At 51.4% G+C, this 26,109-nt stretch carries 14 protein-coding genes, 6 tRNA genes, 3 rRNA genes and 1 pseudogene; 2 read left to right on the top strand and 22 right to left on the bottom strand.

What is annotated here, in order from left to right; all coding sequences use genetic code 11:
- Positions 1-93 precede the first annotated feature (93 nt).
- The 13 genes from rpoC to GFB57_RS03260 all read right to left on the bottom strand — a co-directional run bounded on the left by rpoC (position 94) and on the right by GFB57_RS03260 (position 14,283).
- On the bottom strand, positions 94-4,317 hold the full coding sequence (rpoC, locus tag GFB57_RS03200) for a DNA-directed RNA polymerase subunit beta' (protein ID WP_003033107.1): 4,224 nt from the start codon (positions 4,315-4,317) through the stop codon (positions 94-96).
- Positions 4,318-4,393: 76 nt separating this feature from the next.
- On the bottom strand, positions 4,394-8,422 hold the full coding sequence (rpoB, locus tag GFB57_RS03205) for a DNA-directed RNA polymerase subunit beta (RefSeq protein ID WP_003033111.1): 4,029 nt from the start codon (positions 8,420-8,422) through the stop codon (positions 4,394-4,396).
- Between the two features lie 320 nt (positions 8,423-8,742).
- A complete protein-coding gene (gene rplL, locus GFB57_RS03210; RefSeq protein WP_003033114.1) occupies positions 8,743-9,108 on the bottom strand; it encodes a 50S ribosomal protein L7/L12 in 366 nt (121 codons plus the stop codon).
- Between the two features lie 66 nt (positions 9,109-9,174).
- Positions 9,175-9,672 carry a 50S ribosomal protein L10 gene (gene rplJ / locus GFB57_RS03215; RefSeq protein ID WP_001207203.1) on the bottom strand — a complete coding sequence of 166 codons (498 nt, stop codon included), beginning with the start codon at positions 9,670-9,672 and terminating at the stop codon, positions 9,175-9,177.
- Between the two features lie 414 nt (positions 9,673-10,086).
- On the bottom strand, positions 10,087-10,794 hold the full coding sequence (gene rplA, locus GFB57_RS03220) for a 50S ribosomal protein L1 (RefSeq protein ID WP_003033119.1): 708 nt from the start codon (positions 10,792-10,794) through the stop codon (positions 10,087-10,089).
- 3 nt (positions 10,795-10,797) lie between these two features.
- Positions 10,798-11,226, bottom strand: coding sequence for a 50S ribosomal protein L11 (gene rplK / locus GFB57_RS03225; RefSeq protein WP_003033122.1), 429 nt, complete (start codon positions 11,224-11,226; stop codon positions 10,798-10,800).
- 154 nt (positions 11,227-11,380) lie between these two features.
- Positions 11,381-11,926 (bottom strand): transcription termination/antitermination protein NusG, encoded by a 546-nt coding sequence (gene nusG, locus GFB57_RS03230; RefSeq protein ID WP_003033125.1) that lies wholly within the window; start codon positions 11,924-11,926, stop codon positions 11,381-11,383.
- A 1-nt stretch (position 11,927) separates the two neighbouring features.
- Positions 11,928-12,311: a preprotein translocase subunit SecE gene (secE, locus tag GFB57_RS03235; RefSeq protein ID WP_003033128.1), complete on the bottom strand. Its 384-nt coding sequence runs from the start codon at positions 12,309-12,311 to the stop codon at positions 11,928-11,930.
- Between the two features lie 230 nt (positions 12,312-12,541).
- Complete coding sequence (gene tuf, locus GFB57_RS03240; protein ID WP_003031109.1) at positions 12,542-13,726, bottom strand: elongation factor Tu; 1,185 nt, start codon at positions 13,724-13,726, stop codon at positions 12,542-12,544.
- Positions 13,727-13,844: 118 nt separating this feature from the next.
- A tRNA-Thr gene (locus GFB57_RS03245) sits at positions 13,845-13,920 on the bottom strand.
- A gap of 5 nt (positions 13,921-13,925) precedes the next feature.
- Positions 13,926-14,000: transfer RNA gene (locus GFB57_RS03250), tRNA-Gly, on the bottom strand.
- Positions 14,001-14,114: 114 nt separating this feature from the next.
- Positions 14,115-14,199 (bottom strand) — tRNA-Tyr (locus GFB57_RS03255).
- A gap of 8 nt (positions 14,200-14,207) precedes the next feature.
- Positions 14,208-14,283, bottom strand: a tRNA-Thr gene (locus GFB57_RS03260).
- Between the two features lie 19 nt (positions 14,284-14,302).
- Between GFB57_RS03260 and GFB57_RS03265 the strand changes: the two are divergent.
- A pseudogene (locus GFB57_RS03265) lies at positions 14,303-14,371 on the top strand (hypothetical protein); the annotation flags it as partial.
- A 302-nt stretch (positions 14,372-14,673) separates the two neighbouring features.
- Complete coding sequence (coaA, locus tag GFB57_RS03270; RefSeq protein ID WP_003031107.1) at positions 14,674-15,624, top strand: type I pantothenate kinase; 951 nt, start codon at positions 14,674-14,676, stop codon at positions 15,622-15,624.
- A 31-nt stretch (positions 15,625-15,655) separates the two neighbouring features.
- Here the strand turns inward: coaA and birA are convergent, their stop codons facing one another.
- The 9 genes from birA to btuB all read right to left on the bottom strand — a co-directional run bounded on the left by birA (position 15,656) and on the right by btuB (position 26,094).
- Entirely contained in the window at positions 15,656-16,618 is a 963-nt protein-coding gene (birA, locus tag GFB57_RS03275) for a bifunctional biotin--[acetyl-CoA-carboxylase] ligase/biotin operon repressor BirA (RefSeq protein WP_003031105.1), read from the bottom strand.
- Complete coding sequence (gene murB / locus GFB57_RS03280; RefSeq protein WP_003031102.1) at positions 16,615-17,643, bottom strand: UDP-N-acetylmuramate dehydrogenase; 1,029 nt, start codon at positions 17,641-17,643, stop codon at positions 16,615-16,617. The genes birA and murB overlap by 4 nt, the downstream gene beginning before the upstream one ends.
- A gap of 227 nt (positions 17,644-17,870) precedes the next feature.
- Positions 17,871-17,986: ribosomal RNA gene (rrf, locus tag GFB57_RS03285) — 5S ribosomal RNA — on the bottom strand.
- 90 nt (positions 17,987-18,076) lie between these two features.
- Positions 18,077-20,983, bottom strand: a 23S ribosomal RNA gene (locus GFB57_RS03290).
- 206 nt (positions 20,984-21,189) lie between these two features.
- Positions 21,190-21,265 (bottom strand) — tRNA-Ala (locus GFB57_RS03295).
- 108 nt (positions 21,266-21,373) lie between these two features.
- Positions 21,374-21,450, bottom strand: a tRNA-Ile gene (locus tag GFB57_RS03300).
- A gap of 71 nt (positions 21,451-21,521) precedes the next feature.
- Positions 21,522-23,063: ribosomal RNA gene (locus GFB57_RS03305) — 16S ribosomal RNA — on the bottom strand.
- The 16S, 23S and 5S rRNA genes sit together here with 2 tRNA genes alongside, the layout of an rRNA operon.
- A 378-nt stretch (positions 23,064-23,441) precedes the next feature.
- Positions 23,442-24,293 carry a glutamate racemase gene (gene murI / locus GFB57_RS03310; RefSeq protein WP_003028870.1) on the bottom strand — a complete coding sequence of 284 codons (852 nt, stop codon included), beginning with the start codon at positions 24,291-24,293 and terminating at the stop codon, positions 23,442-23,444.
- Entirely contained in the window at positions 24,238-26,094 is a 1,857-nt protein-coding gene (gene btuB, locus GFB57_RS03315) for a TonB-dependent vitamin B12 receptor BtuB (protein WP_003028868.1), read from the bottom strand. The genes murI and btuB overlap by 56 nt, the downstream gene beginning before the upstream one ends.
- Positions 26,095-26,109 lie beyond the last annotated feature (15 nt).

Below are 26,109 nucleotides of genomic sequence, written 5' to 3' on the forward strand. Positions count from 1 at the left end.
TCGTAGCCTCATAGACCAGATAAGCGCCATCAGAAATAAACCTGGACATAAAAAAACCCGCCGAAGCGGGTTTTTTATTATGGTCGGCAACGATTAATCGTTGTCAGAACCGCCCAGGCCTGCGTTCAGCAGTTCTGCCAGGCTGGCAGACGCATCTTCAGCAGTCACCTGCGGTGCAGCTGGCAGTTCGCCCGCTGCGCGACGGCGCATACGATCCTGGTGGTACGCGTAACCGGTACCTGCCGGGATCAGACGACCCACGATTACGTTCTCTTTCAGACCGCGCAGTTCATCACGTTTACCTGCAACAGCGGCTTCGGTCAGGACACGCGTGGTTTCCTGGAACGATGCTGCAGAGATGAAGGACTCGGTTGCCAGAGACGCTTTGGTGATACCCAGCAGATCGCGGGAGAACGTTGCACCCACTTTGCCGTTCGCTTCCAGCTCGCGGTTAGCGATCTTGACGCGGGAGTATTCAACCTGCTCGCCTTCCAGGAAGTCGGAGCTACCAGCGCTTTCGATGGTGGCTTTACGCAGCATCTGACGAACGATAACTTCGATGTGTTTATCGTTAATCTTAACACCCTGCAGACGGTATACGTCCTGAACTTCGTTAACAATGTAACGAGTTACAGCATGCACACCACGCAGACGCAGGATGTCGTGCGGCGCTTCCGGACCGTCGGAAACAACGTCACCACGTTCTACACGTTCACCTTCGAACACGTTGAGCTGACGCCATTTCGGAATCATCTCTTCGTACGGTTCGCTACCGTCTACCGGGGTGATAACCAGACGACGTTTACCTTTGGTTTCTTTACCGAAGGAAATGATGCCGCTGATTTCAGCCAGGATTGCCGGCTCTTTCGGACGACGTGCTTCGAACAGGTCAGCAACGCGCGGCAGACCACCGGTGATATCCTTGGTACCGCCGGATTCCTGCGGAACACGCGCCAGGGTGTCACCAGAACTGATCTGTACGCCATCTTCCAGCTGAACAATCGCTTTACCCGGCAGGAAGTACTGAGCAGGCATATCGGTGCCTGGGATCAGAACGTCGTTGCCCTGAGCATCAACAATTTTCAGTGCCGGACGCAGGTCTTTACCACCCGCAGTACGCTCTGCAGAATCCAGAACCACCAGAGAAGACAGACCGGTCAGCTCGTCGGTCTGACGAGTAATGGTCTGGCCGTCGATCATGTCAGTGAAGCGGACAAAACCACTCACTTCGGTGATAACCGGCATGGTGTGCGGATCCCAGTTTGCTACGGTTTCGCCGCCAGCAACCTGTTCGCCATCACCTTTCGCCATAACGGAGCCGTAAGGCACTTTATAGCTTTCTTTGGTACGGCCGAATTCGTCGATCAGTTTCAGTTCGGTGTTACGTGAGGTGATAACCAGTTTGCCGCTGGAGTTCACAACCGACTTCGCATTGCTCAGACGGATGCTACCTTTGTTTTTCACCTGAATGCTGGATTCAGCAGCCGCACGAGATGCCGCACCACCGATGTGGAACGTACGCATCGTCAGCTGTGTACCCGGTTCACCGATGGACTGTGCCGCGATAACGCCGATTGCTTCACCTTTGTTGATGATGTGGCCACGCGCCAGGTCACGACCGTAGCAGTGCGCACATACACCAAAGTCGGTGTCACAAGATACAACAGAACGGACTTTGACGGAGTCAACGGAGTTCTCTTCCAGCAGGTCACACCACTGTTCGTGCAGCAGCGTGTTGCGTGGAACCAGAATATCCGCCGTACCCGGCTTCAGAACGTCTTCAGCAGTCACACGACCCAGAACGCGATCGCGCAGCGGCTCTTTAACATCACCACCCTCGATAACCGGGGTCATGGTGATGCCTTCCAGAGTGCCGCAATCGTCTTCAGTAACAACCAGGTCCTGCGCAACGTCGACCAGACGACGAGTCAGATAACCGGAGTTCGCTGTTTTCAGTGCGGTATCCGCCAGACCTTTACGCGCACCGTGAGTAGAGATGAAGTACTGGAGTACGTTCAGACCTTCACGGAAGTTCGCGGTGATTGGCGTTTCGATGATGGAGCCATCTGGCTTCGCCATCAGACCACGCATACCGGCCAGCTGACGAATCTGTGCTGCAGAACCACGCGCACCGGAGTCGGCCATCATGTAGATGCTGTTGAAGGAAACCTGCTGCTCTTCTACGCCGTCACGGTTAATAACGGTTTCGGTTTGCAGGTTATCCATCATCGCTTTGGATACACGATCGTTCGCCGCAGCCCAGATATCGATAACTTTGTTATAGCGTTCGCCCGCGGTTACCAGACCAGACTGGAACTGCTCCTGGATCTCAGCAACTTCAGCTTCCGCTTCAGAGATGATCTCGTGTTTCTTCTCTGGGATGACCATGTCATCAATACCAACAGATGCACCTGAACGCGCTGCATAAGCAAAGCCGGTGTACATTGTCTGGTCAGCGAAGATAACGGTCGGCTTCAGGCCCAGAATGCGGTAACAGGTGTTCAGCATTTTGGAGATAGCTTTCTTGCCCAGCGCCTGGTTGACGATGGAGAAAGGCAGACCTTTCGGTACGATCATCCACAGAATGGCGCGACCAACGGTCGTGTCTTTCAGACTGGTGTGCGCAACGAATTCGCCGTTTTCATCTTTTTCGTATTCAGTGATACGCACTTTAACGCGCGCATGCAGAGAGGCCAGACCTGCGCGATAGATACGCTCAGCTTCTTTCGGGCCAGTCAGCACCATGCCTTCGCCTTTGGCGTTAACACAGTCACGGGTCATGTAGTACAGACCCAATACAACGTCCTGAGACGGAACGATGATAGGTTCGCCGTTCGCCGGAGACAGGATGTTGTTGGTAGACATCATCAGCGCACGCGCTTCGAGCTGGGCTTCCAGCGTCAGCGGTACGTGAACAGCCATCTGGTCACCATCGAAGTCGGCGTTATATGCCGCACAAACCAGCGGGTGAAGCTGGATAGCTTTACCTTCGATCAGTACCGGTTCAAATGCCTGGATACCCAGACGGTGCAGTGTTGGTGCACGGTTCAGCAGTACCGGGTGTTCGCGGATAACTTCGTCCAGGATATCCCAAACGACAGCTTCTTCACGCTCAACCATTTTCTTAGCGGCTTTGATGGTGGTGGCCAGGCCACGCAGTTCCAGCTTGCCGTAGATGAACGGTTTGAACAGTTCCAGTGCCATTTTCTTCGGCAGGCCGCACTGATGCAGACGCAGGTATGGACCTACGGTGATTACAGAACGACCGGAGTAGTCAACACGCTTACCGAGCAGGTTCTGACGGAAACGACCCTGCTTACCTTTGATCATGTCGGCCAAAGATTTCAGAGGACGTTTGTTAGAACCGGTGATCGCACGACCGCGACGACCGTTATCCAGCAGGGCGTCAACCGCTTCCTGCAGCATACGTTTTTCGTTGCGTACGATGATGTCCGGCGCAGCCAGATCCAGCAGACGCTTCAGACGGTTGTTACGGTTGATAACGCGACGATACAGATCGTTCAGATCCGACGTTGCGAAACGACCACCATCCAGCGGAACCAGCGGACGCAGATCTGGCGGCAGAACCGGCAGAACGGTCAGGATCATCCACTCTGGCTTGTTGCCAGACTGTACGAAGGCTTCCAGCAGTTTGATACGCTTGGTCAGCTTCTTACGCTTGGTTTCGGAGTTGGTTTCGTTCAGCTCTTCGCGCAGAGTTTCACACTCTTGCTCCAGATCCATGCTCTTCAGCAGGGCCTGGATTGCTTCCGCACCCATCTTCGCGTCAAATTCGTCACCGAACTCTTCCAGCGCGTCCAGATACTGCTCTTCAGTCAGGATCTGTTGACGTTCCAGGTTAGTCATACCGCCTTCGATAACCACATAAGATTCGAAGTACAGTACGCGTTCGATATCACGCAGCGGCATATCAAGCAGCAAACCGATACGGGACGGCAGAGATTTCAGGAACCAGATGTGAGCAGTCGGAGACGCCAGCTCGATGTGGCCCATACGCTCACGGCGTACTTTAGTCTGGGTCACTTCAACGCCGCACTTCTCACAGATCACACCACGGTGTTTCAGGCGCTTGTACTTACCGCACAGGCACTCGTAGTCTTTTACCGGCCCAAAGATACGGGCGCAGAAAAGGCCGTCACGTTCAGGTTTGAACGTACGGTAGTTGATGGTTTCCGGCTTCTTAACTTCACCGAAAGACCATGAACGGATCATGTCTGGCGAGGCCAGAGCAATTTTGATCGCATCAAACTCTTCGGTTTTAGTCTGCGCTTTCAGAAACTTTAATAAATCTTTCACGGATTTGCTCCCGTCGGAGTTAGCACAATCTGGCGCTGGCTGCTACGCCAGCACCAGTGACCTGTTTGATCGAGAGTTACTCGTCTTCCAGCTCGATGTTGATACCCAGCGAACGAATCTCTTTCAACAGTACGTTGAAGGATTCCGGCATGCCTGGTTCCATCTGATGGTTGCCGTCCACGATGTTTTTATACATCTTAGTACGACCGTTCACGTCATCAGACTTAACGGTGAGCATTTCCTGCAGGGTGTATGCTGCGCCATATGCTTCCAGCGCCCACACTTCCATCTCCCCGAAGCGCTGACCACCGAACTGCGCCTTACCACCCAGCGGCTGCTGAGTAACCAGGCTGTAAGAACCGGTAGAACGCGCATGCATCTTGTCATCAACCAGGTGGTTCAGTTTCAGCATGTACATGTAGCCAACGGTAACCTGGCGCTCGAACTGCTCACCGGTACGACCGTCGAACAGTGTGATCTGACCGGAAGTCGGCAGGCCACCCAGCTGTAACAGTTCCTTGATTTCAGACTCTTTCGCACCGTCGAATACCGGCGTTGCGATCGGCATACCTTTTTTCAGGTTTTCAGCCAGACGCAGAACTTCTTCATCACTGAAGGTATTCAGGTCAACTTTCTGACGAACATCTGAACCCAGATCGTAAGCACGCTGGATGAATTCGCGCAGTTTCGCGACTTCCTGTTGCTGTTTCAGCATGGCGTTGATCTTATCGCCGATACCTTTTGCAGCCATACCCAGGTGGGTTTCAAGGATCTGACCGATGTTCATACGCGATGGTACGCCCAGCGGGTTCAGTACGATATCTACCGGCGTACCGTTAGCATCGTGTGGCATATCTTCGATCGGGTTGATCTTAGAGATTACACCCTTGTTACCGTGACGACCTGCCATCTTATCACCAGGCTGGATCCGACGTTTAACCGCCAGATAAACCTTAACAATCTTCAGCACGCCCGGTGCCAGATCATCGCCCTGAGTGATTTTACGGCGCTTCGCTTCGAGTTTTTTCTCGAATTCGTGTTTCAGTTCGTCGTACTGCTCAGCCAGTTGTTCCAGCTGATTCTGTTTTTCTTCGTCGGTCAGGCCGAGTTCTAACCAGCGGTCACGCGGCAGTTTGTCGAGCTTCTCAGCTTCAACACCACCAGAAACCAGCACAGCGTAGATACGGCTGAACAGGCCAGCTTCGAGGATCTGCAGTTCTTCAGACAGGTCTTTTTTCGCCTGCTTCAGCTGCATCTCTTCGATTTCCAGCGCACGTTTGTCTTTTTCTACGCCATCGCGAGTAAAGACCTGAACGTCGATAATCGTACCGGAAACACCGTTTGGCACGCGCAGAGAAGAGTCTTTAACGTCAGACGCTTTCTCACCGAAGATCGCACGCAGCAGCTTCTCTTCTGGCGTCAGTTGGGTTTCACCTTTCGGCGTTACCTTACCAACCAGAATGTCGCCACCGGTCACTTCCGCACCGATATAAACGATACCGGATTCATCCAGTTTGGAGAGTGCAGCTTCACCCACATTAGGGATGTCAGCGGTGATCTCTTCTGGCCCCAGCTTGGTGTCACGGGACACACATGCCAGTTCCTGAATGTGGATGGTGGTGAAACGGTCTTCCTGGACAACACGCTCGGATACGAGGATGGAGTCTTCGAAGTTGTAACCATTCCATGGCATGAATGCCACGCGCATGTTCTGGCCCAGCGCCAGTTCACCGAGGTCGGTGGACGGACCGTCTGCCAGCACATCACCACGTTCAACCGGCTCGCCCAGAGATACGCAAGGCATCTGGTTGATACAGGTGTTCTGGTTAGAACGGGTGTATTTGGTCAGGTTATAAATGTCGATACCTGCTTCGCCCGGGTACATCTCGTCTTCGTTAACTTTGATAACGATACGGGAAGCATCCACGTACTGAACAGTACCGCCACGTTTAGCAACTGCAGTAACACCGGAGTCAACGGCAACAGCACGTTCCATACCGGTACCAACCAGCGGCTTATCAGCGCGCAGAGTCGGAACCGCCTGACGTTGCATGTTCGCACCCATCAATGCACGGTTGGCGTCATCGTGTTCCAGGAACGGGATCAGGGACGCACCGACGGATACCACCTGCTGGGTGGATACGTCCATGTAGTCAACCTGATCACGGCTGAACAAGCTGGATTCGCCTTTGCTACGGCAGGTAACCAGATCTTCTACAAAGTGGCCTTCGTCATCCAGGTTGGAGTTCGCCTGAGCGATAACGTAGTTGCCTTCTTCGATAGCAGACAGGTAATGAATTTCGTCAGTTACAACACCGTCGGTCACTTTACGGTACGGAGTCTCGAGGAAGCCGTATTCGTTAGTCTGTGCATACACGGACAGGGAGTTGATCAGACCGATGTTCGGACCTTCAGGCGTTTCGATTGGACATACGCGACCGTAGTGAGTCGGGTGTACGTCTCGAACTTCGAAGCCTGCGCGTTCACGGGTCAGACCGCCTGGGCCGAGTGCAGAGATACGACGTTTGTGCGTAATCTCAGACAGCGGGTTGTTCTGGTCCATAAACTGAGACAGCTGGCTGGAACCAAAGAACTCTTTCACTGCTGCAGAAATCGGCTTGGCGTTGATCATATCCTGAGGCATCAGGGTATCCAGATCGCCCAGAGACAGACGCTCTTTCACCGCACGCTCAACACGTACCAGGCCAACGCGGAACTGGTTTTCCGCCATTTCGCCTACGGAACGGATACGACGGTTGCCGAGGTGGTCGATATCATCGACTTCGCCTTTACCGTTACGGATATCGATGAGCTTCTTCATCACTTCGATGATGTCGTCTTTGCTCAGGATACCGGAACCTTCGATTTCGTCGCGCAGCAGAGAACGGTTGAACTTCATACGACCGACCGCAGACAGGTCATAGCGGTCTTCGGAGAAGAACAGGTTCTCGAACAGGCTTTCAGCAGCTTCACGAGTCGGCGGCTCACCAGGGCGCATCATGCGGTAGATTTCTACCAGCGCGCTCAGACGATCGTTGGTTGGGTCGACGCGTACAGTTTCAGAAATGTACGGACCGTGGTCCAGATCGTTAGTGAACAGCGTTTCGATACGCTTGTGACCAGACTGGCTCAGCTTAGCCAGCAGATCCAGGCTCAGCTCCATGTTAGCTGCGCAGATCAGCTCGCCAGTAGATTCGTCAACGTAGTCTTTAGCCGCAACTTTACCAGCAATGTATTCAACCGGAACTTCGATATGTTTGATATCGTCTTTTTCCAGTTGGCGAATGTGGCGCGCAGTGATGCGACGGCCTTTTTCGACGTAGACTTTGCCGTTAGCTTCAATGTCAAAGGAGGCGGTTTCACCACGCAGGCGTTCCGGCACCAGTTCCATCTGCAGCTTGTTGTCGCGAATTTCGAAAACAACTTTTTCAAAGAACAGGTCAAGGATCTGCTCAGTGGTGTAGTTCAGTGCACGCAGAATAATGGTCGCAGGCAGTTTACGGCGACGGTCAATACGTACGAACAGGTTGTCCTTCGGATCGAATTCGAAGTCCAGCCAGGAACCACGGTAAGGGATGATGCGCGCGTTATACAGCACTTTACCCGAAGAGTGGGTTTTACCTTTGTCGGAGTCAAAGAAAACGCCAGGACTACGGTGCAGCTGAGAAACGATAACACGCTCAGTACCATTGATTACAAAGGTACCGTTGTCAGTCATGAGCGGAATTTCGCCCATGTAGACTTCTTGTTCTTTAATGTCTTTTACGGTGCCTTCCGGCGCTTCGCGCTCGTAGATCACCAGACGCAGTTTTACGCGCAGCGGTGCGGAATAGGTCACGCCACGGATCTGACATTCCTGAACGTCAAACACCGGTTCGCCAAGGCGGTAGCTGACGTATTGCAGCTCGGAATTACCGCTGTAGCTCTGAATCGGGAAAACGGAACGGAAAGCTGCTTCCAGACCATACTGCCCTTCAGGATCTTGCTCGATGAACTTCTGAAACGAGTCAAGCTGGATAGAAAGGAGATAAGGTATGTCCAACACTTGTGGACGTTTACCAAAATCCTTACGAATACGTTTTTTCTCGGTATAGGAGTAAACCATTAGGGTTCCTCAGCTCGCTGACAAGTCGACCCATCTGTCCGACGAAGGGACAGTTTGTGCAACACTATTTTGTTGACCGGAAAATCGAATACTTTCCGCAATGCCTGTTGCTATCACGCTTAAACCATTTCATTGCGATTTACACAGAACTGATGCTCTGTCGCAGTATATTAAGACGTCGATAGAAACAAGCATTGAAAGGCACAGCAGTAGTCAAACAGTGTGAAATGCTACTGGCGCCTTACAGCGCAAAAAGGCTGGTGACTAAAAAGTCACCAGCCATCAGCCTAATTTCTTAGGCTGCAACCAGAAAAGTTGGCTTATTTAACTTCAACTTCAGCGCCAGCTTCTTCCAGAGATTTTTTCAGTGCTTCTGCGTCGTCTTTGCTGATGCCTTCTTTCAGGGCAGCCGGAGCAGATTCTACCAGGTCTTTAGCTTCTTTCAGACCCAGGCCAGTTGCGCCACGTACTGCTTTGATAACAGCAACTTTGTTAGCGCCAGCAGCTTTCAGAATTACGTCGAATTCAGTTTTTTCTTCAGCAGCTTCAGCCGGGCCAGCAGCTACAGCTACAGCAGCAGCAGCGGAAACACCGAATTTTTCTTCCATTGCAGAGATCAGTTCTACAACGTCCATTACGGACATAGCGGATACTGCTTCAATGATTTGATCTTTAGTGATAGACATTTAAATTGTTCCTGAAAATCAGAATAAGTTTATACGTAAGCAGATGCTTGAGAAAGATAACTGCGATTAAGCAGCTTCTTTCGCATCGCGTACAGCAGCCAGAGTACGAACCAGTTTGCCAGCCGAAGCTTCTTTCATGGTTGCCATCAGGCGTGCAATTGCTTCTTCGTAGGTCGGCAGAGTTGCCAGGCGATCGATTTGCGATGCCGGGATCAATTCACCTTCAAAGGCTGCGGCTTTGACCTCAAATTTTGCATTCGCTTTCGCGAACTCTTTGAACAGACGAGCAGCAGCGCCCGGATGTTCCATAGAGTATGCAATCAGGGTCGGACCAACAAACGTGTCTTTCAGGCACTCGAACTGAGTACCTTCAACGACGCGGCGCAGCAGGGTGTTACGAACAACACGCATGTATACGCCAGCTTCACGACCTGCTTTACGCAGTTCAGTCATTTTATCTACAGTTACGCCACGGGAATCCGCAACTACTGCAGACAGCGCGCCTTTGGCTACTTCGCTGACTTCAGCAACAATCGCTTGTTTGTCTTGAAGATTTAAAGCCATTAGCTTTGCTCCTGGATGTTTGCCGGAACTCATGTTCCGGAACTCACTTCACTCTCCCCAACGGAGAGAGCGTCTAAATACGGTGAGCAGAAACAAGCCAGAGTATCAGAAATAATCTTAGCGTTCTGTCACCGTCTACGCAGGGCATTAAGTTTCTTACGAAACACCTGCGGTCTTCGACGGAGGCCTGGATAGGCCAGGCTCCAACGAACAAATCTTGTCTATCTGTCGCTATTCAATCTGTGCCGGCGTTGACTGCCTTCGTTCACACCAGTCACATAGTTAACTATGCTCCTGGCGATTCACTCAGTTGTCGCCTTGCCACAGCCTGAATATCTCGGATATACGTCTGCAATTAGCAGAAACGTGGGGGTAAGATTGTAGACAAAATCACCGCCCACGTAAAGGCGAATATTAGTTCGCCACAGTCGCAGTCAGACCGGACTGATCAACGGCAACACCAGCACCCATGGTGGTGGAGATGCTAACTTTCTTGATGTACACGCCTTTAGCCTGAGTCGGTTTCGCTTTTTTCAGCGCAACCAGCAGAGATTCCAGGTTTTCTTTCAGTTTGTCAGCGTCAAAATCCACTTTACCGATGGTAGTGTGAATGATGCCGTTTTTGTCGTTACGGTAACGAACCTGACCTGCTTTAGCGTTCTTAACCGCTTCAGCAACGTTAGGGGTTACAGTACCAACTTTCGGGTTTGGCATCAGGCCGCGCGGACCCAGAACCTGACCCAGCTGGCCAACAACGCGCATTGCATCCGGGGAAGCAATAACAACGTCAAAGTTCATTTCGCCTTTCTTGATCTGGTCAGCCAGATCTTCCATACCTACCAGCTCAGCGCCTGCAGCTTTAGCAGCTTCAGCGTTTGCGCCCTGGGCAAATACGGCTACGCGAACGGAACGGCCAGTACCGTGCGGCAGTACAGTTGCACCACGTACGTTCTGGTCAGATTTACGAGCATCGATGCCGAGGTTAACGGCAACGTCTACGCTTTCTACGAATTTAGCAGTGGCCAGCTCTTTCAGCAGAGCAATAGCTTCGTTGATGTCGTACTGTTTAGTTGCATCAACTTTGTCACGGATCACGCGCATACGCTTGGTCAGTTTAGCCATTTCTTAGTCCTCCACTACCAGGCCCATGGAACGTGCAGTACCTTCAATGGAGCGAGTCATCGCTTCAATGTCGGAACCAGTCATGTCGGCAGCTTTGGTCTGCGCGATTTCCTGCAGCTGAGCGCGGGAAATTTTACCCACTTTGTCTTTGTTCGGCTTACCGGAACCAGACTTGATACCAGCCGCTTTCTTCAGCAGAACTGCTGCCGGAGGCGTTTTGGTAACGAAAGTGAAAGAACGGTCAGCGTAAACGGTGATAACAACCGGGATCGGCAGACCTTTTTCCATGGAATCAGTTTTTGCGTTGAACGCTTTGCAGAATTCCATGATGTTCACGCCTTGTTGACCCAGTGCTGGACCTACCGGCGGACTCGGGTTAGCCATACCAGCTGCAACCTGCAGCTTGACGTAGGCCTGGACTTTCTTAGCCATTCTAAATTCCTCTAGTTGGGTTATAGCGCCTCAAGGAGGCTCCCCGTGATTAAATTCGTTTTACGGACAGGGCCCATAAAAACAAAAGGCGCGAAATTGTATTCCAATCTCGCGCCTTGTGCAACGATTAAATCGCCGCTTTTTTGATCGCTGTTTAGGCTTTTTCTACCTGGGCAAAGTCCAGTTCTACCGGGGTCGCACGACCAAAGATAGAAACAGAGACTTTCAGGCGGGACTTCTCGTAGTCCACTTCTTCAACCACGCCGTTAAAGTCAGCAAACGGACCGTCACTAACGCGAACCATTTCACCTGGCTCAAACATCGTTTTCGGACGCGGTTTATCACCAACCTGCTGCAGACGGTTCATGATCGCATCAACTTCTTTGTCGCTGATCGGCGCCGGACGGTCAGATGTACCGCCGATAAAGCCCATCACACGCGGCACGCTACGCACCAGGTGCCAGCTTGCGTCATTCATCACCATCTGGACCAGTACATAGCCCGGGAAGAATTTACGTTCGCTCTTGCGACGCTGGCCACCACGGATTTCGACCACTTCTTCGGTCGGCACCATGACTTCGCCAAACAGCTCTTCCATATTTTGTAACTTGATATATTCGCGCAGCGACGTGGCTACGCGGCCTTCAAAACCGGAAAACGCCTGAACGACGTACCAGCGCTTTTTAGGGGCTTCAGACATCTTAGAACCTCAGGCCAGTGATAAAGGATACCAGGCGAACCAGAATACCATCCAGTCCCCACAGGATCAGTGACATTACTGCGGTAACCGCAGCCACAATTAATGTGGTGTGCAATGTTTCCTGGCGAGTTGGCCAAATGACCTTACGGACTTCGGTTCTCGCTTCACGGGCAAAAGCAACGGTCGCTTTACCTTTTGTTGTCAACAGCGCGACACCACCCGCTGCGGCAATCAGAATCACTACGGCCAGCGCACGCAGCGGCAGCATCATGTCACGATAGAGGTAGTTGCCAACGATAGCTACAAGCAGCAATACAGCGACAACAACCCACTTCATCGCTTCCAGGCCGCGCCCGCTTCCTTGAGCTTCGGTATTCGCACTCATAAACCAACCTGTCAGAAGTATTCTACAAATATTTTCACCCCGCGTAAGCGAGGCGATCCAAACCGAAATGCTCTGGTGCGTTTCGGACTAAACGCCCTCTTCAGAGCCTGTCTCAGCAATGATTATGACAAAAAAAATCACTGATGAGCCAGGTTCTGGTGTGAAAGCGTGCAAAAAGGGCATCAAATGATGCCCTTTTATTGCGCATTGCGTCAAATGTTATTCGGCAATTAGCTCATTACTTTGGCAACAACGCCCGCACCAACAGTACGGCCGCCTTCACGGATTGCGAAACGCAGACCGTCGTCCATCGCGATTGGGTGGATCAGGGTAACAACCATTTTGATGTTGTCGCCCGGCATTACCATCTCTACGCCTTCCGGCAGTTCGATGGTACCAGTCACGTCAGTAGTACGGAAGTAGAACTGCGGACGGTAGCCTTTGAAGAACGGAGTATGACGGCCGCCTTCGTCTTTGGACAGAATGTACACTTCAGATTCGAACTTGGTGTGCGGCTTGATAGAGCCCGGCTTAGCCAGTACCTGACCACGTTCGATTTCTTCACGTTTGATACCACGCAGCAGAACACCAACGTTCTCACCAGCACGGCCTTCGTCCAGCAGTTTGCGGAACATTTCAACGCCAGTACAGGTAGACTTAGCAGTCTCTTTGATACCAACGATTTCAACTTCTTCACCAACTTTGATGATACCGCGCTCTACACGACCGGTAACAACGGTACCACGACCGGAGATGGAGAATACGTCTTCGATAGGCAGCAGGAACGGCTTGTCAATCGCACGCTCTGGTTCTGGGATGTAAGAATCCAGGAAGCCAGCCAGTTCGATGATTTTCGCTTCCCACTCTGCTTCGCCTTCCAGCGCTTTCAGAGCAGAACCACGAACGATCGGAGTGTCGTCGCCCGGGAAATCGTACTGAGACAGAAGTTCACGAACTTCCATTTCTACCAGTTCCAGCAGCTCTTCGTCATCAACCATGTCGCATTTGTTCAGGAACACGATGATGTACGGAACGCCTACCTGACGACCCAGCAGGATGTGCTCACGAGTCTGCGGCATCGGGCCGTCAGTCGCAGCAACAACCAGGATCGCGCCGTCCATCTGCGCAGCACCGGTGATCATGTTTTTAACATAGTCGGCGTGGCCCGGGCAGTCTACGTGTGCGTAGTGGCGAGTCGGGGTGTCATATTCAACGTGAGAAGTGTTGATGGTGATACCACGAGCTTTTTCTTCCGGCGCGTTATCGATCTGATCGAATGCACGAGCAGCACCGCCGTAGGTTTTAGCCAGTACGGTAGTGATTGCAGCGGTCAGCGTTGTTTTACCATGGTCAACGTGGCCGATAGTACCGACGTTAACGTGCGGTTTAGTACGTTCAAATTTTTCTTTAGACATCGATTGTCCCTCTAAGACACGGATAAATCGGTGATATCACCACATCAACCAGGCAATATACCTGAGCTGTTGAATGCTTTTAAAAGTAAACAGAGAGAAACGGGAAGGAGAAGTGAAGTGGTGCTGATACCCAGAGTCGAACTGGGGACCTCACCCTTACCAAGGGTGCGCTCTACCAACTGAGCCATATCAGCACGTCTGGAGCGGGCAGCGGGAATCGAACCCGCATCATCAGCTTGGAAGGCTGAGGTAATAGCCATTATACGATGCCCGCATCCTGAAACTCGGCTACCCAGTTCTTTCTGTAACAAAAAAGAGATTTCTCTCTTTTCTGTTCGAGCTGATTAATTTTTTAATCAACTCAGGCGGCGATAACGCTGCCAGAAAGTGGTGGTGGGGGAAGGATTCGAACCTTCGAAGTCTGTGACGGCAGATTTACAGTCTGCTCCCTTTGGCCGCTCGGGAACCCCACCGGACTTGATGGTGCCGACTACCGGAATCGAACTGGTGACCTACTGATTACAAGTCAGTTGCTCTACCTACTGAGCTAAGTCGGCATCAAGTAGCGCGCATTTTATGGAGACATGCGCACTCATGCAACTAAAAAATTGCATAAAATGTTCTATCGCTCACATTTTGCACTATGCGACCGATAAATAATCTATTTCTTCTTTGGATTGGACAAATTTCCAACGCAAGGTGCCACCTCAGGGAGGAATTTTGCTCCAGCATGCACGCGTCGATAGAGAGAAAGCACATCTTTATACATCTGGAATACCCGTCACATTGCATTTCAGAGGATGATTTTTTCTTATTATTCCCCTCCATCTGGTGTTACCCTCCTGCCCATTGTCCAAATTAACTGAAATGTGTGTGCCATTGCGTACCGGGGATGATTTCGTTTTTTACCGCAGACCTGATATAGCAATGACAGCCAGACCATGCGTATGAGTATAAAAGAGCAAGCGTTAACGTCGCCTTACCTACAGTTTGATCGCAACCAGTGGGCTGCGCTTCGTGATTCCGTGCCGATGACCCTGACCGAGGAAGAGATTGCTCGTCTTAAAGGCATTAACGAAGACTTATCGCTGGAAGAAGTTGCCGAGATTTATTTGCCTCTCTCGCGTTTGCTAAACTTTTACATCAGTTCAAACCTGCGACGTCAGGCAGTGCTGGAGCAATTTTTAGGCACGAATGGCGAGCGTATTCCTTATATTATTAGTATTGCTGGCAGCGTTGCCGTCGGTAAAAGTACGACAGCGCGTGTTTTGCAGGCCTTACTCAGTCGCTGGCCAGAGCATCGTAAGGTTGAATTGATTACTACCGATGGCTTTCTCCACCCTAACCAGGTATTGAAAGATCGTGGACTAATGAAGAAGAAAGGCTTCCCCCAGTCCTATGATATGCATCGCTTGGTTAAATTCGTTTCCGATCTGAAATCAGGCGTACCTAACGTCACGGCGCCGGTCTATTCCCATCTCATCTATGATGTGATCCCTGATGGCGACAAAACCGTTGCCCAGCCCGACATATTAATACTCGAAGGGTTAAATGTATTACAAAGCGGGATGGACTATCCTCACGATCCACATCATGTATTTGTTTCTGACTTTGTCGACTTTTCTATTTATGTTGATGCGCCAGAAGAATTACTCCAGACGTGGTATATCAACCGCTTTCTGAAATTCCGTGAAGGGGCGTTTACCAACCCGGACTCTTATTTCCATAACTATGCAAAATTATCAGAAGATGAGGCTATCAATACTGCCACATCGCTATGGAAAGAAATTAACTGGCTGAATTTAAAGCAAAACATTTTACCAACACGTGAAAGAGCCAGCTTGATTATGACTAAAAGCGCCAATCATGCCGTTGAGCAAGTCAGGCTACGTAAATAAATAAGAAGGGGAGCCTCAGCTCCCCTTCTTATTATTCAGCACTTCTCAGCGATATTTCTCCACCCATCCAGGGTTTGATCTCGCCATTTTGTTCAAGCAATAATGCACCTTGCGCGTCTATTCCACGAGAGATACCAAATATTTCTTTATCACCAATAATAAGTTTTACCGGGCGGTCGATAAAGTTATCCAGTTTCTTCCAGCGAGACAGATACGGAGCTAAACCTTCGTGCTCAAAGAGCACCAACGCAGCGCGCAACTCACGTATCAGTCGGGCAGCAAGGGTATTGCGGTCAATGTTAATGCCCGCTTCCTGCAGGTTAATCCAGCCTTGATTAACCACATTTTCTTCAACCCGGCGCATGGACATATTAATACCCGCGCCAATAACAATTTGCGCGGCATCACCTGTCTTACCAGTGAGTTCTACCAGGATCCCTGCCAGTTTACGGTCGAGTAAATAGAGGTCGTTGGGCCATTTTACACGGACTTTATCCGCACCCAGATCGCGCAAAACCTCAGCCATGACGATACCAATCACCAGACTCAGACCAATTGCAGCGGCCGGGCCTTGTTCCAGCCGCCAGAACATCGAGAGGTATAGGTTAGCACCAAAGGGAGAGAACCATTTACGTCCACGGCGGCCGCGCCCGGCCTGCTGATATTCAGCGACGCAGGCATCCCCTGACTCCAGCTGACCTATTCGGTCCATCAGGTACTGATTGGTTGAGTCGATAACCGGCAGGACAGTGATATTTCCACCATCCAGTTGAGAATGAATAAGTGAGGCATCTAATAGTTGGATAGGCTCCGGTAAGCTGTATCCTTTACCAGGAACAGTAAAGACATCAACCCCCCAGTCGCGCAACGTCTGGACATGCTTATTGATTGCGGCACGGCTCATTCCCAACGTTTCACCGAGCTGCTCACCGGAATGAAATTCTCCATCGGCCAATAATGAAATAAGCGTCAGAGGGACGGTATTATCCTTCATGCAATGATCTCCACAGCATTCATTTCACCCTGCGGACCAATAAACCGGACCTCTGGTTCGAGCCAGACATTAAATTTCTCACCGACTTTTTGGCGCACATGGTGTGCAAGTTGCACTACATCCTGACTCGTCGCATTATCTGCATTGATCAGCACCAGTGCCTGCTGCTGATGTACCGCCGCGCCACCAATGCGCATACCTTTTAGCTGGCACTGATCGATAAGCCAGCCTGCTGCCAGTTTCACAGAACCATCAGCCTGCGGGTAATGAGGTACTGTTGGGAATTTAGCCAGGAGCTCCTGCGCAATATACCCATCGACAACAGGGTTTTTAAAGAAGCTACCCGCATTACCGTTTACTTTCGGATCGGGTAGTTTTGTCGTGCGCATATGGCAGACAGAATCAAAAACCTGCTGAGGTGTTACTGTTGTAGGATCCAGACGCGTCAAGTCACCGTAAGTCAAAACGGGCTGCCACTGTTTAGGTAAGCGCAGACCAACGGCTACAATTGCGAAACGATCCTGGTATTCATGCTTGAAGATGCTGTCACGGTAACCAAAACGGCATTCTGCTGCGTTAACGCGCAGATGTTTGCCAGTCGCAAGCTCAACGCAGTCTACGTATTCGCAGACGCGCTGCAGCTCTACGCCATAGGCACCAATATTCTGGATTGGCGATGAACCCACGCAGCCGGGAATGAGTGCCAGATTTTCCAGGCCTGGCATGTTGCGCTCCAGCGCATAGCACACCAACTGATGCCAGTTTTCACCCGCGCCTACGTGCAAATGCCACGCATCAGGTTGCTCTGTAATCTCAATACCCTTAATACGATTGACGATCACCGTACCCTGGAAGGTATCAAGAAACAGGACGTTACTCCCTTCGCCCAGAATCAGTACTGGATGATGCGATGCATTGGCTGATTGCCAGGCATTCAGTAATTGTTGTTCATTTTCGGCGCAGACAAGTTCATTCGTTTGCTGATCGATACCGAAGGTGTTCCAGGCTTTAAGGGAGTGATTCATAGACGCTTTCCTGATGCAAAATCGCGCCTAGTTTACCGCATATACTGCAGAATGGCTTGTGTTATGGAGGCTCAGGATATTGCTTTGCACCCGATGGTGCGGTGTCGTGATCTGCCTGATGCGCTGCGCTTATCAGGCCTGCACAATACGTTCAGCCCGGCGGTTTTTACCCCGCACACACGCAAAAAAGCCCATCCGTCAGGATGGGCTTCTTCACTTTATTTGATGCCTGGCAGTTCCCTACTCTCGCATGGGGAGACCCCACACTACCATCGGCGCTACGGCGTTTCACTTCTGAGTTCGGCATGGGGTCAGGTGGGACCACCGCGCTACAGCCGCCAGGCAAATTCTGTTATTAACCCGCTTTTCGCCGGTTAATCTTATCTGTATCAAGCTGAATGTCGTCTCTTCGCCAAAACATCTTCGGCGTTGTAAGGTTAAGCCTCACGGTTCATTAGTATCGGTTAGCTCAACGTATCGCTACGCTTACACACCCGACCTATCAACGTCATCGTCTTTAACGTTCCTTCAGGAGACTTAAAGTCTCAGGGAGAACTCATCTCGGGGCAAGTTTCGTGCTTAGATGCTTTCAGCACTTATCTCTTCCGCATTTAGCTACCGGGCAATGCCATTGGCATGACAACCCGAACACCAGTGATGCGTCCACTCCGGTCCTCTCGTACTAGGAGCAGCCCCCCTCAATTCTCCAGCGCCCACGGCAGATAGGGACCGAACTGTCTCACGACGTTCTAAACCCAGCTCGCGTACCACTTTAAATGGCGAACAGCCATACCCTTGGGACCTACTTCAGCCCCAGGATGTGATGAGCCGACATCGAGGTGCCAAACACCGCCGTCGATATGAACTCTTGGGCGGTATCAGCCTGTTATCCCCGGAGTACCTTTTATCCGTTGAGCGATGGCCCTTCCATTCAGAACCACCGGATCACTAAGACCTGCTTTCGCACCTGCTCGAGCCGTCACTCTCGCAGTCAAGCTAGCTTATGCCTTTGCACTAACCTCCTGATGTCCGACCAGGATTAGCTAACCTTCGTGCTCCTCCGTTACTCTTTAGGAGGAGACCGCCCCAGTCAAACTACCCACCAGACACTGTCCGCAACCCGGATTACGGGTCCACGTTAGAACACCAGCCATTAAAGGGTGGTATTTCAAGGATGGCTCCATGCAGACTGGCGTCCACACTTCAAAGCCTCCCACCTATCCTACACATCAAGGACCAGTGTTCAGTGTCAAGCTATAGTAAAGGTTCACGGGGTCTTTCCGTCTTGCCGCGGGTACACTGCATCTTCACAGCGAGTTCAATTTCACTGAGTCTCGGGTGGAGACAGCCTGGCCATCATTACGCCATTCGTGCAGGTCGGAACTTACCCGACAAGGAATTTCGCTACCTTAGGACCGTTATAGTTACGGCCGCCGTTTACCGGGGCTTCGATCAAGAGCTTCTCCTTACGGATAACCCCATCAATTAACCTTCCGGCACCGGGCAGGCGTCACACCGTATACGTCCACTTTCGTGTTTGCACAGTGCTGTGTTTTTAATAAACAGTTGCAGCCAGCTGGTATCTTCGACTGATTTCAGCTCCATGAGTAAATCACTTCACCTACATATCAGCGTGCCTTCTCCCGAAGTTACGGCACCATTTTGCCTAGTTCCTTCACCCGAGTTCTCTCAAGCGCCTTGGTATTCTCTACCTGACCACCTGTGTCGGTTTGGGGTACGATTTCGTGTTACCTGATGCTTAGAGGCTTTTCCTGGAAGCAGGGCATTTGTTACTTCAGCACCGTAGTGCCTCGTCATCACACCTCAGCGTTAAAAAGGTACCGGATTTACCTGGAACCTCCGCCTACATGCTTAAACCGGGACAACCGTCGCCCGGCTAACATAGCCTTCTCCGTCCCCCCTTCGCAGTAACACCAAGTACAGGAATATTAACCTGTTTCCCATCGACTACGCCTTTCGGCCTCGCCTTAGGGGTCGACTCACCCTGCCCCGATTAACGTTGGACAGGAACCCTTGGTCTTCCGGCGTGCGGGTTTTTCACCCGCATTATCGTTACTTATGTCAGCATTCGCACTTCTGATACCTCCAGCATACCTCACGATACACCTTCAACGGCTTACAGAACGCTCCCCTACCCAACAACACATAGTGTCGCTGCCGCAGCTTCGGTGCATGGTTTAGCCCCGTTACATCTTCCGCGCAGGCCGACTCGACCAGTGAGCTATTACGCTTTCTTTAAATGATGGCTGCTTCTAAGCCAACATCCTGGCTGTCTGTGCCTTCCCACATCGTTTCCCACTTAACCATGACTTTGGGACCTTAGCTGGCGGTCTGGGTTGTTTCCCTCTTCACGACGGACGTTAGCACCCGCCGTGTGTCTCCCGTGATAACATTCTTCGGTATTCGCAGTTTGCATCGGGTTGGTAAGTCGGGATGACCCCCTAGCCGAAACAGTGCTCTACCCCCGAAGATGAGTTCACGAGGCGCTACCTAAATAGCTTTCGGGGAGAACCAGCTATCTCCCGGTTTGATTGGCCTTTCACCCCCAGCCACAAGTCATCCGCTAATTTTTCAACATTAGTCGGTTCGGTCCTCCAGTTAGTGTTACCCAACCTTCAACCTGCCCATGGCTAGATCACCGGGTTTCGGGTCTATACCCTGCAACTTAACGCCCAGTTAAGACTCGGTTTCCCTTCGGCTCCCCTATACGGTTAACCTTGCTACAGAATATAAGTCGCTGACCCATTATACAAAAGGTACGCAGTCACCCCATAAAGAGGCTCCCACTGCTTGTACGTACACGGTTTCAGGTTCTTTTTCACTCCCCTCGCCGGGGTTCTTTTCGCCTTTCCCTCACGGTACTGGTTCACTATCGGTCAGTCAGGAGTATTTAGCCTTGGAGGATGGTCCCCCCATATTCAGACAGGATACCACGTGTCCCGCCCTACTCTTCGAGTTCACAACCTGTGCATTTTGGTGTACGGGACTATCACCCTGTACCGTCGGACTTTCCAGACCGTTCCACTAACACACAAGCTGATTCAGACTCTGGGCTGCTCCCCGTTCGCTCGCCGCTACTGGGGGAATCTCGGTTGATTTCTTTTCCTCGGGGTACTTAGATGTTTCAGTTCCCCCGGTTCGCTTCATTACGCTATGTATTCACGTAATGATAGTGTGTCGAAACACACTGGGTTTCCCCATTCGGAAATCGCCGGTTATAACGGTTCATATCACCTTACCGACGCTTATCGCAGATTAGCACGTCCTTCATCGCCTCTGACTGCCAGGGCATCCACCGTGTACGCTTAGTCGCTTAACCTCACAACCCGAAGATGTTTCGTAAAACACCATCGTGTTGCGAAAATTTGAGAGACTCGAACACACCGCTTTTCATTTCTTATTACGGAGAAATGAAACAGTGTGTCGTTTCAATTTTCAGCTTGATCCAGATTTTTAAAGAGCAAAACTTCGCAGTGAACCTTTTCAGGTACACTCTGAAGTTTTCTTGTGTTTTTGCAGTAAAGATGGTGGAGCTATGCGGGATCGAACCGCAGACCTCCTGCGTGCAAGGCAGGCGCTCTCCCAGCTGAGCTATAACCCCATCGTAAATGCTAATCTCTGTACCCTAATTCGTTTCCGGGCAAGGCGCGGTGGTGCGAAGCATACTGAAGTATGCGAGCATCGCCGTAACACAGCACGGATGCGAATTTGGTAGGCCTGAGTGGACTTGAACCACCGACCTCACCCTTATCAGGGGTGCGCTCTAACCACCTGAGCTACAAGCCTGCAGAGATTTTCTTACTGCTAATTTTCATCAGACAATCTGTGTGAGCACTACAAAGAACGCTTCTTTAAGGTAAGGAGGTGATCCAACCGCAGGTTCCCCTACGGTTACCTTGTTACGACTTCACCCCAGTCATGAATCACAAAGTGGTAAGCGCCCTCCCGAAGGTTAAGCTACCTACTTCTTTTGCAACCCACTCCCATGGTGTGACGGGCGGTGTGTACAAGGCCCGGGAACGTATTCACCGTGGCATTCTGATCCACGATTACTAGCGATTCCGACTTCATGGAGTCGAGTTGCAGACTCCAATCCGGACTACGACATACTTTATGAGGTCCGCTTGCTCTCGCGAGGTCGCTTCTCTTTGTATATGCCATTGTAGCACGTGTGTAGCCCTACTCGTAAGGGCCATGATGACTTGACGTCATCCCCACCTTCCTCCAGTTTATCACTGGCAGTCTCCTTTGAGTTCCCGGCCTAACCGCTGGCAACAAAGGATAAGGGTTGCGCTCGTTGCGGGACTTAACCCAACATTTCACAACACGAGCTGACGACAGCCATGCAGCACCTGTCTCAGAGTTCCCGAAGGCACCAAAGCATCTCTGCTAAGTTCTCTGGATGTCAAGAGTAGGTAAGGTTCTTCGCGTTGCATCGAATTAAACCACATGCTCCACCGCTTGTGCGGGCCCCCGTCAATTCATTTGAGTTTTAACCTTGCGGCCGTACTCCCCAGGCGGTCGACTTAACGCGTTAGCTCCGGAAGCCACGCCTCAAGGGCACAACCTCCAAGTCGACATCGTTTACGGCGTGGACTACCAGGGTATCTAATCCTGTTTGCTCCCCACGCTTTCGCACCTGAGCGTCAGTCTTTGTCCAGGGGGCCGCCTTCGCCACCGGTATTCCTCCAGATCTCTACGCATTTCACCGCTACACCTGGAATTCTACCCCCCTCTACAAGACTCTAGCCTGCCAGTTTCGGATGCAGTTCCCAGGTTGAGCCCGGGGATTTCACATCCGACTTGACAGACCGCCTGCGTGCGCTTTACGCCCAGTAATTCCGATTAACGCTTGCACCCTCCGTATTACCGCGGCTGCTGGCACGGAGTTAGCCGGTGCTTCTTCTGCGAGTAACGTCAATCGCTGCGGTTATTAACCACAACGCCTTCCTCCTCGCTGAAAGTACTTTACAACCCGAAGGCCTTCTTCATACACGCGGCATGGCTGCATCAGGCTTGCGCCCATTGTGCAATATTCCCCACTGCTGCCTCCCGTAGGAGTCTGGACCGTGTCTCAGTTCCAGTGTGGCTGGTCATCCTCTCAGACCAGCTAGGGATCGTCGCCTAGGTGAGCCGTTACCCCACCTACTAGCTAATCCCATCTGGGCACATCCGATGGCAAGAGGCCCGAAGGTCCCCCTCTTTGGTCTTGCGACGTTATGCGGTATTAGCTACCGTTTCCAGTAGTTATCCCCCTCCATCGGGCAGTTTCCCAGACATTACTCACCCGTCCGCCACTCGTCACCCAAGGAGCAAGCTCCTCTGTGCTACCGTTCGACTTGCATGTGTTAGGCCTGCCGCCAGCGTTCAATCTGAGCCATGATCAAACTCTTCAATTTAAGTTTGATGCTCGTGAATTAAACTTCGTAATGAATTACGTATGTTCACTCAGAGACTTGAGTATTCATTTTTCGTCTTGCGACGTTAAGAATCCGTATCTTCGAGTGCCCACACAGATTGTCTGATAAATTGTTAAAGAGCAGTTGCGACGCGCTTTAGCGCTCTGTCGCGAGGTCCCGTATATTACGTTTTCCTCATTCAGAGTCAAGCATTTATTTTTGCTTTTCTCTACGAGATTCTCTGGAGAACCCCGCTGACCCGGCGGCTTGTAATCCGTTGTTCCGTGTCAGTGGAGGCGCATTATAGGGAGTTATTTCAGGCTGACAAGGGGAAATTTAAAATAATCTTCCGAGTGCGTGTTTTTTCATCAAAACCACTTAAACTGACAGTTTTTCGAGCGTTTTAAAGCCATAGCGCTGTAGCACTGGCAATAGTTGTTCGGCTTCTGTCGTCATTGCCATACAAAATGCAACGTTCTCATCGGTTGATTTCGCATCTGGCGCTTCATGTTCTAATAACCAGGCCGTGCGGCGCGCAATCGCGGCACCAGAATCCACCAGCCGCGTTCCCTCGGGCAGGACCTGTAAAAGCTCTTCCTGTAATAGAGGGAAATGAGTGCACCCGAGCACTACCGTATCGGGTGGTTCCGACATCCGCAGCCACGGACGCAGAATACGCCGCAGATCTTCCAGAGAAACTGTTTCACCGTGCAGCTTCGCTTCCGCCAGTTCCACCAGCTCAGCAGAACCCAACATTGCAATTTGGCATTCGTTAGCAAACCGCGCAATCAGCTCATGGGTATACGAGCGCTTCACCGTTGCACGCGTAGCCAGCAGCCCCACTACGCCATTCGCCGTGAGTCGCGCCGCCGGTTTAATCGCAGGCACCACGCCCACAACCGGGAAGGCAAACTTCTCACGTAACGCAGGAAGCGACACCGTGCTTGCTGTATTACATGCGATGACTGCAAGAGAAAGGGGATAGCGCTGCTGGACAGCAGTCACAATCTCAACAACACGCTCGACGATAAACTCCTCGCTCTTCTCTCCATAAGGGAAGGCGACGTTGTCGAAAGCGTAGATATAGTGGAGATCCGGCAGAAGACGCCGGATCTCGTCATAGACCGACAACCCACCGACGCCGGAATCAAACACCAGCACGGTGGGACGGGGATCAGAAGGTGTAGCTGCCAGACAAGGTGTATTCCCGTCCTGCAGTTGCGTAGCCATAAACTGTCTCGTAATCTTTATCGAACAGGTTGGCGATTTTACCACGAACTGTCAGCTGTGAGGTGATTGGATATGATAATCCGATATCCCATAAGCTGACGCCGCCCAATTTAACATCACGATTATTGTCGTAATCATTATCGTAACGTTCACCTATATATTGATACGCAACGTTCCAGCCCAGATCCTGGACCTGTCCGGTTAACTCATACTTAACCTGCTGTTTTGCACGGCGATAGAGCACCTTGTTTGTGTCATCATCGCGCGGATCAACGTATTGTAGCGTTAGATGATGTTCTACAGGGCCAGTCGTAATGTTTCCGGTCCATTCCAGCCCCTTAATCGTGGCTGATTTAACGTTGACGTACTGGTTATTCTTGTAGTCGATCAGGTTTTGAATTTCATAGTGGTATGCGGAAAGACGCCAATCAAGCGGCCCTGTCAATCCATCAATTCCTGCTTCCCACTGTTTGGATTCTTCCGGTTTCAGGTTCGGGTTGGCGGCAATACCCGGCCCATAGGATGAGGCAAAGCGCGTCGCCCCGTACTGCTGACCCAGCGAGGGTGCCAGGAAACCAGTACCGTAAGAGAGCGTTGCGCGATAACCATCAACAAACTCCCAGCCGGCTGCGGTCTGCCAGGTGCCATGCCAGCCGAATTGTTCGTCATGATCTTCACGCCCCGAAGCTTCCAGCGTGACGCTGTCAATTTGTTGCTGTCCGGTCAGATAAAGCCCGGTCGTATCACGTTTATAGCTGTCGGATAACGTCGTGCTACTGGAGGTCAGTTTTTCCTGTTTCCAGTCAACACCGCCGTTGATCGCCCCATGTCCAACCTCAATGCTATTCCCCCACTGGATATAACGCTGTTCCATATCATCCAGCGTGGCATCTCCTGCGTAGCGGCCAAGCTCGTTACTGTAGTTGTAATCCTTCAGGCGCTGGTAGTTAGCAATTAACTGAGAAGAGTAAATGCCAGAGTTGTACCGTAAACCCGTATCCCAGGACTGGTTGTAATTCTGGGCTTCGTCATTACCGCCCGGATAACCCCACGCCCCTTGGTCATAATCGCTATTCGCGGTGTAGCCGTAGCCACGGAAAAAACCGGAGAAATTATTGTCGAACTTATGCTGTACCGCGCCCCAGAACAACTTGTTACGGTAACCATCCCGGTCGCTGTCACCGCTGTAGGGTGAATCGGGCTGAATGTTAAAGCCTTTCGTCGTCTGATATGCGCCGGCAGCGGTCACCACCGTGTCGCCGAAACGCTTGTTGATAGCGCCATCGTAAGTCTGATAACCGTTACTACCCATGCCTGCGTTGATCTGCGATTTCTCTTCATCACTCATCGTAATGATGTTAACCACACCACCGATCGCACCAGATCCATACACCGCTGAACGCGGTCCGCGAATGTATTCAACCCGCTGCACCAGCGATACCGGAATCTGGCCAATATCAACACCATTGGAAATGCCTGGCCGTGCCATTGGAACACCGTCAATCAGTACCAGCACATGACGCGCTTCAGTCCCACGCACATATAGAGAAGAGCTGCTCCCCATCCCACCGGTCTGCGAGATATCTACCCCCGGCAATCGACGCATGACATCATTCAGATCTTTTGACTGCCAGCGCTGAATATCTTCACGCGTGACCACATCGGTGGGGGCAAGAACAGTATTAACAGGCTGCTGAAAACGGTTGGCAGTGACGACGAGAGTATCCGGGCGAGTGTCCTGTGCCCAACCAGAAAATGCCGTGACGGACAGCGCCGTGCACAGCAATGATTTTTTGATCATTGTAAAGCATCCACA

Source organism: Citrobacter sp. S39, from assembly GCF_009495675.1.
GTDB lineage: Bacteria > Pseudomonadota > Gammaproteobacteria > Enterobacterales > Enterobacteriaceae > Citrobacter > Citrobacter freundii.